Raw genomic sequence first — 13,277 nt, 5'->3', positions numbered from 1 at the left:
GCATGTCTATTGAAATGTCTTTTGATGGTGTTGAACAACTGCCACTGCGCAAGTTTACTGAAGACGCCTATTTGAACTACTCCATGTATGTCATCATGGATCGGGCACTACCTTACATTGGTGATGGCCTTAAACCCGTTCAGCGGCGAATCATTTACGCCATGTCTGAACTTGGTCTGTCCGCTGCGGCAAAATACAAAAAATCCGCGCGCACGGTGGGTGATGTTTTAGGTAAATATCACCCGCACGGTGATTCTGCTTGTTATGAAGCCATGGTGTTAATGGCTCAGCCATTTTCTTATCGTTATCCTTTGGTGGATGGCCAAGGAAACTGGGGTGCTCCGGATGATCCAAAATCGTTCGCGGCCATGCGTTATACCGAAGCGAAGTTATCCAAATTTGCTGAAGTACTGTTAGGCGAATTGGGGCAGGGTACGGTTGAGTGGCAACCTAACTTTGATGGCACGATGAAAGAGCCGCAGATGTTGCCAGCTCGATTGCCGCACATTTTGTTAAATGGCGTGACGGGTATTGCGGTTGGTATGGCGACGGATATTCCGCCACACAATGTACGTGAAGTTGCCGAAGCTGCGATTCATCTTATCGACAAGCCTAAGTCTGAACTTGCAGATGTGATGGAGTTTGTCAAAGGGCCAGACTACCCAACTGAAGCAGAAATTATTACTTCTAAGACTGATATTGAGAAAATCTATCGTACAGGCCGAGGCAGCATAAAAATGCGCGCCGTTTGGCAGCGCGATGGTGGCGATATTGTGATTACCGCTTTGCCTCATCAAGTTTCTGGAGCGAAGCTTTTGGAGCAAATTGCTAACCAAATGCGTGCGAAGAAACTGCCAATGGTGGATGATTTGCGTGATGAGTCGGATCATGAAAACCCAACGCGTATTGTGATTGTCCCTCGCTCTAATCGTATTGATTGTGAGCAGTTAATGGATCACCTGTTTGCTTCGACCGATTTAGAGAAGAGCTATCGTGTCAACCTCAACATGATCGGTTTGGATAATCGTCCTCAAGTTAAAGGCCTGGTGCAAATCCTATCTGAGTGGATAGAGTTTCGCCGTGCCACTGTACGCCGCCGCCTACAACATCGGTTGGATAAAGTGCTGGCACGTTTGCATATCCTTGAAGGTTTGCTGGTTGCGTTTCTCAACCTCGATGAAGTGATTGAGATCATCCGCAACGAAGATGATCCAAAAGCGGTATTGATGAGCCGTTTTGGTATCACTGATATTCAAGCTGATGCGATTCTTGATACCAAACTTCGCCACCTCGCGAAGTTAGAAGAGATGAAAATTCGTGGTGAACAGGACGAGCTAGAAAAAGAGCGTGAAAAGTTAGAGCAACTGCTAGGCTCTGAACGTCGCTTGAACACTCTATTGAAAAAAGAAATTAAAGCCGATGCGGACAAATATGGCGATAATCGTCGATCGCCTTTAATTGAGCGCTCTGAAGCAAAAGCACTGACTGAGCGTGATTTGGTGCCAAGTGAGCCGATCACCGTGGTATTGTCTGAAAAAGGATGGATTCGTCACGCAAAAGGTCATGAAGTTGATGCGTCTGGTTTGAACTATAAATCTGGCGACCAATATCTGGCTCACGCACGTGGCAAGAGCAATCAACAGGCCATTTTCTTGGGTAGTGATGGTCGAAGCTATTCACTCGAATCTCATTCATTGCCTTCTGCTCGTAGTCAAGGTGAACCCATAACGGGTCGATTGAACATCACTGCCGGAACGAGCATTCGTCAGGTTGTCATGGGAGAAGAGGAGCAGCTTTGGTTGGTGGGCTCTGACGCTGGCTACGGTTTTGTTTGTAAGGGCTCTGATTTACTATCGAAAAATAGAAGTGGTAAAGCCTTAGTAAACCTTCCGCAAAATTCACAAATTATGCCACCAAAAGCGGTGATTGATCTTGAAAGTGATGAGATATTAGCGATCACCAATTTAGGTCGCATGTTGCTTTTCCCAATTAAAGATCTTCCTCAATTAGGTAAAGGCAAAGGCAATAAGATTATTAATATTCCGGCTGCCAAATCGAAAGATCGTGAAGAATATTTATCCCATTTGTTGTCTTTACCGCAAGATAGCGTATTAACCCTATACGCAGGAAAGCGAAAGTTAGGTTTAAAATCAAGTGATTTAGATAACTTTAGAGGGGAAAGAGGTCGACGCGGTGCGTTGCTCCCGCGTGGGTTGCAGAAAGTCACTCGTGTGGACATCGAACGTTCCGCAACAGTTTCAGAAGAGACGGAAGAATAAAAGTTTCGTCATAAAAAGGACCAGATAAAATACCTGCTTGGAACAAGCAGGTATTTTTTTGCCTCAAGGTTGGAGGTTTTCTATCCTCTCGGATCTTCTGAAACCGTGACGGGTAAAGTCATTTTCTTACCATGGCGGACAATCTCGACATCAACGGTGGTGCCTGGGCGCAAGTTAGTGACGATATCCATGACGCTTTGGCGGCCTGAAATTTTCTTGCCATCGATTTTTAAAATAATGTCTTGTGGTTCGAAGCCTGCTTTGGCTGCTGGGCTATTCGGGTCGACGCCGAGCACGACTATACCACCCAGATGTTCATTACCAGACAGGCGGGATGCGAGAGAGTTAATATCTTGCCCGTCAATACCAATGTAACCGCGAATGACGCGACCATCAGCGATGATTTTCTGCATGATTTTGTTGGCTAGTGAGTAGGGGATGGCAAATGAAATACCGTAAGTTTCCAAGTCGCTGCCTTGCTGGAAAGAAGCGGTGTTAATACCGACTAATTCGCCTCGAGTATTGACCAAAGCACCACCAGAATTTCCTTTGTTGATCGCCGCATCCGTTTGAATGAAGTCTTGCCTACTTCCCGCGTTGATTGATGAACGTCCCACCGCTGAAATGATGCCAAATGTTGTCGTTTGTCCCAAGTTGTAAGGGTTACCAATAGCCAATACAACATCACCCACTTTGGGTTTGTAGTTAGGGTTCAGTGGGATAACAGGTAGGTCATTCATTTGAATACGCAATACGGCGATATCGGTGCGACGGTCGGTGCCAACGAGTTGCGCGGCGGCAACTCTGCCATCTTGCAAGGCAACCACGATTTGATCGGCATTAGCGATGACATGGTAGTTGGTAATAATATAACCTTTCTTACTGACGATAACGCCGGAGCCCAACCCTTGGGTTGAGAGTTTAGTACGGTCATTTTCGGTATATTGCCGACTGTAAATATTGACGACCGCCGGAGCTGCCCGTCTTACAGCTGCATTAAATGACAGCTCGACGTTGTCAAAATTTTCAGCAGTTGGTGATGAGAAATCGGGCATAACCTTAGAACGCAGGGAAGGGACCGCCAATAGAAGTATTAGCGCGGCGAGTAAACCAAGCGCAACAGATTGGAGTAGTTTTTTAAGCATGCCTTCAAATCACTGTAATTACGTCGATAGAATGGCAAGAATAGCATTAGTTGAATAAATAAAAAAAGGGGCAAACTTAAAAGCTTGCCCCTTTAATATTCTGCAAAATCCCATTTCCTAGTGAATAAAAATAGACTCTTTTAGGGTGATTGTTTATCTCACCACAAGGTATATCATCCTGTCGCCACGGCGGACGTTAAGCGCTAACACTGACGGTTTAGTATCCAAAATTGCACGGAACTCCGCCAAATTCTTCACACGTTTGCGGTTGACGCTCATAATGATATCGCCTTTTTCAATTTGATAATTTTGCGCAGGTGAGCCTTCTTTTACCGAGTTAACTTTCACGCCTTGTACCGGGTCACTCTTGGTTGTATTGGTTAGCTCAGCGCCAGTTAAACCTTTATGCAGCTTGTCTGCGTCTGTTTTAACGTTGGTTTGCTCACCAAGTGTGACTTTGAAAGTTTTGTCTTTACCATCGCGAATAACGCCAATCGTGACCTTTTTTCCGGCTCCTAGAGTGGCCACTTTCGCTCTTAGTTCACCAAAGGTGTTGATCTTTTTACCATTGATAGACACGATGATATCGCCTGCCTTGATACCAGCCTTGTCTGCGGCACTGTCCGGCACCACTTGGCTAACAAACGCCCCTTTACTGGATTCATAGCCTAAGGCTTCAGCTAACTCAGAGGTGACTTCACCGCCTTGTACGCCCAACATGCCGCGTTTCACTTCACCGTATTCCAGTATTTGGTCGGTGAGGTTTTTCATCATGTTGGATGGAATAGCAAAGCCAATACCCACATTGCCGCCATTCGGTCCCAGTATTGCGGTGTTAATGCCGATGAGCTCGCCTCGTAAGTTGACTAATGCACCGCCAGAGTTACCACTATTGATAGCGGCATCAGTCTGGATAAAGTTTTCAAAGTTCTCGATATTCAGTCCACTTCGTCCCAGTGCAGATACTATGCCTGACGTTACTGTCTGGCCGAGACCAAACGGATTACCAATGGCGACAGCAAAGTCGCCGACTCGGAGCTTGTCCGAATCCGCGACCGTAATTTGAGTCAGGTTTTTGGCTTTTTCGAGTTTTAGTAGCGCAATATCTGACATTTGATCACCACCGATCAACTCGGCGTCATATTCTCGTCCATCACGCAGACGAACCTTGATCTTCTTCGCGCCGTTGATTACATGGTAGTTGGTCACCACATAACCTTTTTTGGCATCAATGATGACGCCTGATCCTAGCCCTCTAAATGGTCTTTCTTTGAGTTGCTCTGTGGGAAAATCAGGGCCGAAAAAGAATCTAAAGTGTTCTGGCACTTGTTGTTTAGAGACTTGGGTGCCTTCGACAGCAATACTCACCACAGCAGGCGTAACCTTTTCTAACATAGGGGCTAAGCTAGGAACTTCGCCGCCTTCCATCGCAGCAGGGATAGAAGCAGACGCGTAGATTGGGGTGAGGATGGTACTTAAAGAGAGAATCGCTACAGCAAGCAAAGGCTTTTTCATCTTACAACTCCTTTTTCACGATGGCCTTTTGTTTTTATCCTTCCAAGCACACATTTGATCGGTGCTGGTGAAATTTCTGACTAGGATGGTCAAGGAAAGTTCACCCTCTCACAAAGAGAGGGTGTAAGACTTAACGCAACGTCACAACTTCGGCAGATTTGACATATTCTTTGTCGCTGTCCCCTTCCAATAGGCCGCTAGAGCCACTGGCGTAATCTTTGGGGGCTTCATCACTGCTAGTAGGAGGCGGTGGCGGTGATTTCGGTTCTTCCGTTTTTGGAGTTGTGGTTTTTTTCGAAAATGGATTATCTTGCTCGGGCAAGTGAGAGAGCATCTCTGCCGAGGTGTTTTCCATATGTTGATAGAGTTTGGTGTAGTCTTTGCCCAATGTATCGAGCATTTCAGCCGTTTGAGCAAAATGATCTGCGACTTCTTGCCGTTTTTGCTCTAGTTCATATTTGGCCGCGTCTAGGTTTTTTTGAATGACTTTATGTTTTTTATAGTCAGGGGTAGTTAAGCGTGTGATGAGAACCCCAATAACAATGCCGGCTATCAAGCCCACCAGCGCAAAGATCCAAGGCATAATCACTCCTTCTCTTGATGTTGTGCTACATATCTATAAGCGAGTTTGGTTAGACATGTACAAATCACATGGTACTATGTCAGCCCTTTGTAATAAAGCAATATACAGTGGTTGTAGTTTCCACTGCAAATTTATCGTCTGTGAGCATTTTAGCAATGACACCTAAACGTAAATATCAACAAGACATTGAACAACTTGGCTTTAAAGAGGATGAGGCTCAAAGAAGAGCGGTGGAAGCCCTAGATAAGTTGTACATCGACCTTATCGATTATCTCAATGCACCAATAGAAAACAAGGGAAAAGCTTGGCAAAAGTGGTTTAAGAAGACGGATAACTCAGTTCAGACACCTAGAGGTCTGTATTTATGGGGTGGAGTGGGTCGAGGCAAAACCTATTTGATGGATTCGTTTTACGAATCTTTACCGACCAACAATAAAATGCGCATGCATTTCCATCGGTTTATGTTACGAGTTCATGATGAACTGCGCGAGCTTGGCGATATCAGTGATCCTTTGGAATCTGTTGCCGATACGTTTAAAGAAGAAGCCGAAATCATATGTTTTGACGAGTTCTTTGTCTCCGACATCACCGACGCCATGATTCTTGGTACTTTGTTCCAAGCTCTGTTCAAGCGTGGTGTGATTCTCGTCGCCACTTCCAATATTCCTCCTCATGAGCTGTACCGGAACGGGTTGCAAAGAGCTCGATTCTTACCAGCGATAGAGGAAATAGAGAATAATTGCTTGGTACTGAATGTGGACAGTGGTGTTGATTATCGCTTGCGGACGCTCACCAAAGCGGAAATTTATCATTACCCATTAGATCAAGCGGCGATCAATAATCTTGAGCACTGCTTTGATAAGCTGTCTGGCGAAGACAAACATATTGAAAACAGTATTGAAATCAATCGCAGACAGATTGATGTTATTCAGGAAAGCGACGGTATTTTGTATGCATCGTTTGAGCAACTTTGCCAAACGGCGCGCAGCCAAAATGACTATATTGAACTCTCACGCCTTTACCACACCGTGTTGCTTTCGGATGTAAAAGCGATGGGGAGCAGTCTTGAAGACGCTGCGAGGCGATTTATTGCTCTTGTAGACGAGTTTTACGAGCGCAACGTCAAACTGATTATTTCGGCAGAAGTGCCAATGAATGAGCTATATACCAATGGCTTACTCGAGTTTGAGTTTAAGCGTTGTGTGTCTCGTTTGACAGAGATGCAAAGCTGTGAGTATCTAGCTAAAGAGCACTTGTCTTAAGCTTCTTGATAGCTTTACTTTTTATCACTGAAAAAAATCGCCTTTTTGTGTAAAAAAAGGTGATTTTTTCGTCTTACTTCACTATAATCCTGCGACCCACCGTTACTGCAGGCATATTTTCATAGAAATGCCGAGAGTGCCAACCACTCGAAGGGGTGATGAATGGGCTCTTAGACAGTGGGAGCAATGCTCCTTTAAGTTTAAATTTAAATTAACGGGTTATTATTAGCATGAAAACTTTCGTTGCTAAACCAGAAACTGTAAAACGTGACTGGTACGTTGTAGACGCAGAGGGTAAAACTCTTGGTCGTCTAGCAAGTGAAATTGCATCTCGCCTACGTGGCAAACACAAAGCTGAATATACTCCTCACGTTGACACTGGTGATTACATCATCGTAGTAAACGCTGAGAAAGTTACTGTTACTGGTAATAAGGCTAAAGGTAAAGTTTACCACCGTCACACTGAGTTCCCAGGCGGCCTAAAATCAATCACTTTTGAAAAGTTGATCGATCGTAAGCCTGAAATGGCTCTTGAACTAGCGGTTAAAGGTATGCTTCCACGTGGTCCTCTTGGCCGTGCTATGTACCGTAAGCTAAAAGTTTACGCTGGCGCTGAGCACAACCATGTTGCTCAACAACCACAAGTACTAGACATCTAATTGGGGATTTCGAAAATGGCAGAGAATCAATACTACGGCACTGGCCGTCGCAAAAGCTCAGCTGCACGTGTTTTCATTAAACCAGGCAGCGGCAACATTGTAATCAACAAGCGTAGCCTTGATGAGTACTTCGGTCGTCCAACTTCTCGTATGGTTGTTAAGCAACCTCTAGAGCTAGTTGAACTAACTGAAAAATTAGACCTATACGTCACTGTTAAAGGTGGTGGTATTTCTGGTCAAGCTGGTGCTATCCGTCACGGTATCACTCGCGCGCTTATGGAATACGATGAGTCACTACGTCCTACTCTACGTGCAGCTGGTTACGTTACTCGTGACGCTCGTTGCGTTGAACGTAAGAAAGTTGGTCTACGTAAAGCACGTCGTCGTCCACAATTCTCTAAGCGTTAATCTCTCATACTTGTTTGAGATTACGTTTCAGTTTTTTGCTGAATTGTGTATCAAAAGCCTGGTTTTCGACCAGGCTTTTTTGTTTCTTTTTCTTACAAATATTCCCCCAGCATCCAACGCTTAAACCGCCTTTCTTTTCCTTTTATCCCTTTTGTGACCTTGCGTCTGACCTACCTCACAATTGTTACAAAATCGTAGCTTTATCTTGTCAAAAAGTAGGGTTTTAATTATGCTTTCCGACCAAATAGATACAAAATAATTAGTAATTTAGTAGCCATGCTCTTTAATAGGAATTAAAGATTAAATCCAAAGGGAGCAATTTGGAGAGTGTTTGGATGAGCAATGTGCCTTTAAACAACGGACGTAGGCGCTTTTTAACTGCTACAACTGCGGTTGTTGGTGGACTTGGAGCAGTCGCTGTTGCCGTACCTTTTATCAAATCATGGAACCCAAGTGCGAAAGCCAAAGCTGCGGGTGCCCCAGTCGAAGTCGATATCAGTAAGCTAGAAGATGGACAAATGATCCGCGTTGAGTGGCGTGGTAAGCCCGTTTGGGTTGTTCGGCGTTCTGCTTCTGTTGTTGATAATCTACCTAATATTGATAGTCAGTTGAGAGATCCAAAATCTAAGGAGGAACAGCAGCCTGACTATGCCCAGAATGAGTACCGTTCGATAAAACCAGAGTATTTTGTTGCCGTAGGTATCTGCACCCATTTAGGCTGTTCACCCACTTATTTACCTGACAGTTTTAGTGATCAAGTGAAAGGCGTGAAGTCTGGTTTTTTCTGTCCGTGCCATGGTTCAAAATTCGATATGGCTGGGCGTGTTTTTCAGGGAGTACCGGCACCATTAAATTTGGTTGTACCCAAGCATATGTACTTGAGTGAAACCAAGATCATTGTCGGTGTAGATGAAACGGGAGAAGCATGATGCAAGCTCTACTAGACTGGGTGGAAAAACGCCTTCCCGCGATGAATGCGTATAAAAAGCACCTATCCGAATATCCAATGCCGAAGAATTTCAACTTTTGGTATTTATTCGGTTCATTGGCGATGTTGGTGTTGGTCAACCAGATACTAACGGGTATCTGGTTAACGATGAACTATGTACCTTCTGGTGAAGGTGCGTTTGCCTCTGTGGAATACATCATGCGTGATGTAGACTATGGTTGGTTGCTTCGTTATATGCACTCTACTGGCGCTTCTGCGTTCTTTGTTGTCGTATATTTACATATGTTCCGCGGGCTAATTTATGGCTCCTACCAAAAACCCAGAGAGCTTTTATGGCTGTTTGGGATGCTGATATTTTTGGTACTGATGGCAGAAGCCTTTATGGGCTACCTACTACCATGGGGGCAAATGTCCTATTGGGGCGCACAAGTTATCATTTCTTTGTTTGGTGCTATTCCGGTTATCGGTGATGACCTGACGTTATGGATTCGTGGTGACTATGTTATATCCGGCGCTACGTTGAACCGTTTCTTTGCCTTGCATGTGATTGCACTACCCATTGTCTTACTCTTATTGGTTGTATTGCATGTATTGGCGCTTCACGAAGTGGGCTCTAATAACCCTGATGGTATAGATACTAAGCTACCAAAAGGAAGCCAAGGAGATGATCACAAAACCCAGTTTAAATTCCATGAGTATTACTCAAAGAAATACGACATCATTGATTCGATACCTTTCCATCCTTATGGGACGGTGAAGGATTTAGTCGGGGTGGCAGGCTTCCTATTCTTATTCTGTTACGTGCTGTTCTTTAACCCGGAAATGGGGGGCTATTTCCTAGAGCCACCAAACTTTGAGGCTGCTAACCCTCTAAAAACACCTGAGCATATCGCACCCGTTTGGTACTTTACGCCGTTCTACGCCATTTTACGTGCAGTGCCAGATAAGTTACTCGGTGTGATCGCCATGGGCGCGTCCATTGTGGTGTTGTTCTTGTTGCCTTGGTTAGACCGTTGCAAGGTGCGTTCATATCGCTATCGTAGCAAGTTCCATTTACTCAATATCATTCAGTTTACTATTTGTTTCATTGCATTAGGTATATTAGGTGCGTTACCAGCAACGCCAACCTATACGTTGATGGCGCAGATATTTAGCTTAGGATATTTCATGTTCTTCGTATTACTGTATTTCTATAGTAAAAACGAAAACACCAAACCGTTACCAGAGAGGGTGAGGTTCAAATGAGGAAATGGATTTTAGTGATGTTTGTTACCTTGCTGCCTTCAGTCGTACTGGCAGCAGGAGCAAATGTTCCATTAGACAAGGCAAACAATGATTTGTCTGATAAAGCTTCGCTACAAAATGGCGCAAAGCTGTTTATGAACTATTGTTTTGGCTGCCATGCCACTCAATATCAGCGCTATGAAAGAGTTGCCAACGATCTTGGTATACCACTGGACTTGATGAAGGAAAACTTAGTGTTTAACCCAGAGTCCAAAATTGGCTCCTTGATGACCAGCGCGATTCCAGAAAAGTCAGCGGCGAAATGGTTTGGCGCGCCACCACCAGATTTGACTCTGGTGGCACGGGTAAGAGGTGTCGACTGGTTGTACACCTATTTGCGTTCGTTTTATGCTGATCCTAGCCGCCCCTTTGGCGTCAACAATATTGTCTTCCCTAGTGTGGGGATGCCTCATGTACTCGAAGAGTTGCAAGGTATTCCTACCCCAATATATGGCAAAAGAGTGATCAATGGTGAAGAAGTCAATACGGTGGTTGGCATTGAAACCGATGGAACAGGGGAGCTAAACCAAGAGGAATACGACAGTGCAGTACGCGATCTGGTGAATTTCTTGGAGTACTCAGGCGATCCGGTGAAATTAGAACGACATACCATGGGTTGGTGGGTGATGGGCTTCTTAGTTATCTTGACCATTCTTGTGGTGCTACTCAAGAAAGAGTATTGGCGTGATGTTCACTAATTGTGCTATCATACCGTGCTAATATCCAAATTTTATGTTTTCAATGGAGGCTTAGCCTCCATTGATTTTTTATACCTTTTAAGTGCTGGAGGGCTCCATGGCTGTAGCTGCCAATAAACGTTCTGTGATGACTCTATTTTCAAGTACATCTGATATGTATAGCCATCAGGTACGTATTGTTTTGGCCGAGAAAGGCGTAAGTGTTGAAGTTGAACTGGTTGATGAAGCAAATCTTCCAGCAGAACTCATTGAACTTAACCCGTATAAGTCGGTACCAACTTTGGTTGATCGTGAGCTGGCACTGTATGATTCAAAAATCATAATGGAATACTTGGACGAGCGTTTCCCTCACCCGCCACTGATGCCTGTTTACCCAGTGGCACGTGGCAATAGCCGTCTAATGATTTATCGTATTGAGAAAAACTGGTACTCCTTAGCTGATAAAATCGTTAGTGGTAACGCGGAAGAGTCTAACGCAGCACGCAATAAGCTTAGAAATGACTTACTTACTCTTGCTCCTGTGTTTGCTGAATTCGAGTATTTCATGAGTGAAGAATTTAGCTTGATCGACTGTTATTTAGCTCCATTGCTTTGGCGTTTACCTCAACTTGGTATCGAGTTGGTAGGCCCTGGCTCGAAAGAGTTAAAAGTCTACATGAACCGTGTATTTGAACGCGATTCATTCTTAGCATCTCTTACAGAAGCTGAGCGCGAAATGCGCCTAGCCCGATAATGGATAGGTGATGGACGTATCAAACATGACTCCGCGCAGACCTTATATGCTGCGCGCTTTTTATGATTGGCTAGTTGATAATGATTTGACCCCCCATTTGGTGGTAGATGCAACGCTTCCAGGCGTTCGTGTTCCACTAGAATTTGTTCAAGATGGTCAAATTATTCTTAATATTGTTCCAAGAGCGGTAGGTAATTTAGAGCTGGGTAATGAAGCGATTACTTTCAATGCCCGTTTTGGTGGAAGGCCGCATTCTGTCATTGTCCCTCTCTATGCGGTACAAGCTATCTATGCTCGTGAAAATGGCGCTGGGACGATGTTTGAACCTGAAGACGCATATACACAGCAGCTAGAAGAAGATGGCTTTGAGCTGGAAGAGCAGCAAACAACACCTGCTCCATTAAGCGTGGCAAGTCTTGAAGAAGAGACAGAAGCTTCTTCGTCAGACCCAGATGATGAACCACCTAGACCGAAAGGCAAACCGAGCTTGCGAGTGGTAAAATAAATTACTCTTATTGGTTTTAAGAATTAAAAAAGCAGCACATGATGCTGCTTTTTCTTTGCTTGTTAGACACTAACGACTAACTGGTCGCATTTTTATCATTGTATTGGAAAGCTTGGACCACTCTTTTCACTCCGGAAATGTTACGAGCAATCTGTGTCGCAATATCGGCTTGCTTATGATTGACGTAACCTAACAAGAACACTTCACCGTTTTCGGTAATGACTTTGATTTTAAGACCATTTAAGTCATTGCTGGTCAATAATGCAGATTTTACTTTAGTGGTTATCCAGCTATCGTTACTGACACCAGCTAGATCAAGTGGCTGCATTATTTGCACTTCGCTGTGAACGGATTTGACCCCTTTTAGCTTGCGAACTTTAGCTTCGAAATCTTCATTTAACTGTTCGGTATTGGCTTGGCCCATCAACACTACAACGCCATTGTAGCTGCTAGACGCGATTCTTACATTACCAGCATAGGGAGCTTTGTTGTTCATACCCGCAATTTCAAACTCAATGCTTTCGTCTGTCCATATTTGCTGGCTAGAGCGAGGGTCGGTCGCTACTAGTACGCCAGTGGTTGCTGCGCCTGCGACAAGCCCGACACAGCCGGACGTCGACAGCACGACGAGGGTTAATAATATTGCGTATAGGTATTTCATAGCTTTATTCTTCATGTGCAGGGAACAAGACTTGGTCGATCAAATCACAAAGGCAGTGAAGTGTGACCATGTGAACCTCATGTATTCTCGGTATCCTGTGGGAAGGAATACGAATTTCTACGTCGTTTTCTCCTAATAGGCCTGCCATTTCGCCACCGTCTTTTCCGGTCAAGGCAATGATAGTCATATCACGAGTCACGGCTGCTTCCATGGCCTTAATGATATTTTTGCTATTTCCACTGGTAGAAATGGCAAGAAGGATATCTCCCGCTTGTCCGAATGCGCGAACTTGCTTAGAGAATATTTCATCATAGTGATAGTCGTTAGCAACAGCAGTAAGAGTGGTATTGTCAGCCGTCAATGCCATTGCGGGTAGGCTAGGGCGCTCGGTTTCGAACTTATTTAATAAGCAGGAGACAAATTGTTGTGCATTTGATGATGAGCCGCCGTTGCCACAGCAAAGCACTTTGTTGCCATTCAGTAAGCTGGTTACCATGGCTTGTGCTGCATGAGTAATGACGTCTGGGAGGGCTTCTGCAGCCGCAATTTGAATTTGAATACTCTCTTTAAAGCTATCTTTAATGCTATCTAGCATC

The 13,277-nt window shown here is 44.5% G+C and carries 14 protein-coding genes; 9 read left to right on the top strand and 5 right to left on the bottom strand.

Annotated features, from left to right (window positions below; translation table 11 throughout):
- Nucleotides 1-2 precede the first annotated feature (2 nt).
- Nucleotides 3-2,279, top strand: a complete 2,277-nt coding sequence (gene parC / locus M9194_RS08655) for a DNA topoisomerase IV subunit A (protein ID WP_250612233.1) — start codon at nucleotides 3-5, stop codon at nucleotides 2,277-2,279.
- Between the two features lie 80 nt (nucleotides 2,280-2,359).
- Here the strand turns inward: parC and degS are convergent, their stop codons facing one another.
- From degS to zapG, 3 genes are all read right to left on the bottom strand, one after another.
- Nucleotides 2,360-3,424: an outer membrane-stress sensor serine endopeptidase DegS gene (gene degS, locus M9194_RS08650; protein WP_250612232.1), complete on the bottom strand. Its 1,065-nt coding sequence runs from the start codon at nucleotides 3,422-3,424 to the stop codon at nucleotides 2,360-2,362.
- Between the two features lie 153 nt (nucleotides 3,425-3,577).
- Entirely contained in the window at nucleotides 3,578-4,939 is a 1,362-nt protein-coding gene (locus M9194_RS08645; RefSeq protein WP_250612231.1) for a Do family serine endopeptidase, read from the bottom strand.
- Between the two features lie 130 nt (nucleotides 4,940-5,069).
- Complete coding sequence (gene zapG, locus M9194_RS08640) at nucleotides 5,070-5,522, bottom strand: Z-ring associated protein ZapG (protein ID WP_250612230.1); 453 nt, start codon at nucleotides 5,520-5,522, stop codon at nucleotides 5,070-5,072.
- A gap of 155 nt (nucleotides 5,523-5,677) precedes the next feature.
- Between zapG and zapE the strand changes: the two genes are divergently transcribed.
- The 8 genes from zapE (at nucleotide 5,678) to sspB (ending at nucleotide 12,020) form a co-directional block, all read left to right on the top strand.
- Nucleotides 5,678-6,784 carry a cell division protein ZapE gene (gene zapE, locus M9194_RS08635; RefSeq protein ID WP_250612229.1) on the top strand — a complete coding sequence of 369 codons (1,107 nt, stop codon included), beginning with the start codon at nucleotides 5,678-5,680 and terminating at the stop codon, nucleotides 6,782-6,784.
- Nucleotides 6,785-7,014: 230 nt separating this feature from the next.
- Nucleotides 7,015-7,443 carry a 50S ribosomal protein L13 gene (gene rplM, locus M9194_RS08630; protein WP_250612228.1) on the top strand — a complete coding sequence of 143 codons (429 nt, stop codon included), beginning with the start codon at nucleotides 7,015-7,017 and terminating at the stop codon, nucleotides 7,441-7,443.
- Nucleotides 7,444-7,458: 15 nt separating this feature from the next.
- Nucleotides 7,459-7,851 (top strand): 30S ribosomal protein S9, encoded by a 393-nt coding sequence (gene rpsI / locus M9194_RS08625; protein WP_005436094.1) that lies wholly within the window; start codon nucleotides 7,459-7,461, stop codon nucleotides 7,849-7,851.
- A 335-nt stretch (nucleotides 7,852-8,186) separates the two neighbouring features.
- On the top strand, nucleotides 8,187-8,780 hold the full coding sequence (gene petA / locus M9194_RS08620) for a ubiquinol-cytochrome c reductase iron-sulfur subunit (protein ID WP_250612227.1): 594 nt from the start codon (nucleotides 8,187-8,189) through the stop codon (nucleotides 8,778-8,780).
- A complete protein-coding gene (locus M9194_RS08615; protein WP_250612316.1) occupies nucleotides 8,780-10,045 on the top strand; it encodes a cytochrome b in 1,266 nt (421 codons plus the stop codon). The genes petA and M9194_RS08615 overlap by 1 nt, the downstream gene beginning before the upstream one ends.
- Nucleotides 10,042-10,782 carry a cytochrome c1 gene (locus M9194_RS08610; RefSeq protein ID WP_250612226.1) on the top strand — a complete coding sequence of 247 codons (741 nt, stop codon included), beginning with the start codon at nucleotides 10,042-10,044 and terminating at the stop codon, nucleotides 10,780-10,782. The genes M9194_RS08615 and M9194_RS08610 overlap by 4 nt, the downstream gene beginning before the upstream one ends.
- Before the next feature lie 97 nt (nucleotides 10,783-10,879).
- On the top strand, nucleotides 10,880-11,515 hold the full coding sequence (gene sspA / locus M9194_RS08605; RefSeq protein ID WP_250612225.1) for a stringent starvation protein SspA: 636 nt from the start codon (nucleotides 10,880-10,882) through the stop codon (nucleotides 11,513-11,515).
- Nucleotides 11,516-11,525: 10 nt separating this feature from the next.
- The gene (sspB, locus tag M9194_RS08600) at nucleotides 11,526-12,020 is read left to right on the top strand and encodes a ClpXP protease specificity-enhancing factor (protein ID WP_250612224.1); all 495 of its coding nucleotides are present in this window, start codon (nucleotides 11,526-11,528) and stop codon (nucleotides 12,018-12,020) included.
- A gap of 76 nt (nucleotides 12,021-12,096) precedes the next feature.
- Here the strand turns inward: sspB and M9194_RS08595 are convergent, their stop codons facing one another.
- Together M9194_RS08595 and M9194_RS08590 are read right to left on the bottom strand one after the other, a co-directional pair.
- Nucleotides 12,097-12,681: a BON domain-containing protein gene (locus tag M9194_RS08595; protein ID WP_250612223.1), complete on the bottom strand. Its 585-nt coding sequence runs from the start codon at nucleotides 12,679-12,681 to the stop codon at nucleotides 12,097-12,099.
- A gap of 4 nt (nucleotides 12,682-12,685) precedes the next feature.
- On the bottom strand, nucleotides 12,686-13,276 hold the full coding sequence (locus M9194_RS08590; RefSeq protein WP_250612222.1) for a phosphoheptose isomerase: 591 nt from the start codon (nucleotides 13,274-13,276) through the stop codon (nucleotides 12,686-12,688).
- Between the last annotated feature and the right edge of the window lies 1 nt (nucleotide 13,277).

The organism is Vibrio sinus, assembly GCF_023634645.1.
In the GTDB taxonomy this organism is placed as follows: domain Bacteria; phylum Pseudomonadota; class Gammaproteobacteria; order Enterobacterales; family Vibrionaceae; genus Vibrio; species Vibrio sinus.
Note: the sequence above shows the minus strand (reverse complement) of the source record. Positions and strands in the feature narration are given on the sequence as shown.

Excerpts from the sequence above, each read along its gene's own strand:
- parC (WP_250612233.1), top strand. The coding sequence starts at position 3 with ATGTCTATTGAAATGTCTTTTGATGGTGTTGAACAACTGCCACTGCGC.
- degS (WP_250612232.1), bottom strand. The coding sequence starts at position 3,424 with ATGCTTAAAAAACTACTCCAATCTGTTGCGCTTGGTTTACTCGCCGCG.
- M9194_RS08645 (WP_250612231.1), bottom strand. The coding sequence starts at position 4,939 with ATGAAAAAGCCTTTGCTTGCTGTAGCGATTCTCTCTTTAAGTACCATC.
- zapG (WP_250612230.1), bottom strand. The coding sequence starts at position 5,522 with ATGCCTTGGATCTTTGCGCTGGTGGGCTTGATAGCCGGCATTGTTATT.
- zapE (WP_250612229.1), top strand. The coding sequence starts at position 5,678 with ATGACACCTAAACGTAAATATCAACAAGACATTGAACAACTTGGCTTT.
- rplM (WP_250612228.1), top strand. The coding sequence starts at position 7,015 with ATGAAAACTTTCGTTGCTAAACCAGAAACTGTAAAACGTGACTGGTAC.
- rpsI (WP_005436094.1), top strand. The coding sequence starts at position 7,459 with ATGGCAGAGAATCAATACTACGGCACTGGCCGTCGCAAAAGCTCAGCT.
- petA (WP_250612227.1), top strand. The coding sequence starts at position 8,187 with ATGAGCAATGTGCCTTTAAACAACGGACGTAGGCGCTTTTTAACTGCT.
- M9194_RS08615 (WP_250612316.1), top strand. The coding sequence starts at position 8,780 with ATGCAAGCTCTACTAGACTGGGTGGAAAAACGCCTTCCCGCGATGAAT.
- M9194_RS08610 (WP_250612226.1), top strand. The coding sequence starts at position 10,042 with ATGAGGAAATGGATTTTAGTGATGTTTGTTACCTTGCTGCCTTCAGTC.
- sspA (WP_250612225.1), top strand. The coding sequence starts at position 10,880 with ATGGCTGTAGCTGCCAATAAACGTTCTGTGATGACTCTATTTTCAAGT.
- sspB (WP_250612224.1), top strand. The coding sequence starts at position 11,526 with ATGGACGTATCAAACATGACTCCGCGCAGACCTTATATGCTGCGCGCT.
- M9194_RS08595 (WP_250612223.1), bottom strand. The coding sequence starts at position 12,681 with ATGAAATACCTATACGCAATATTATTAACCCTCGTCGTGCTGTCGACG.
- M9194_RS08590 (WP_250612222.1), bottom strand. The coding sequence starts at position 13,276 with ATGCTAGATAGCATTAAAGATAGCTTTAAAGAGAGTATTCAAATTCAA.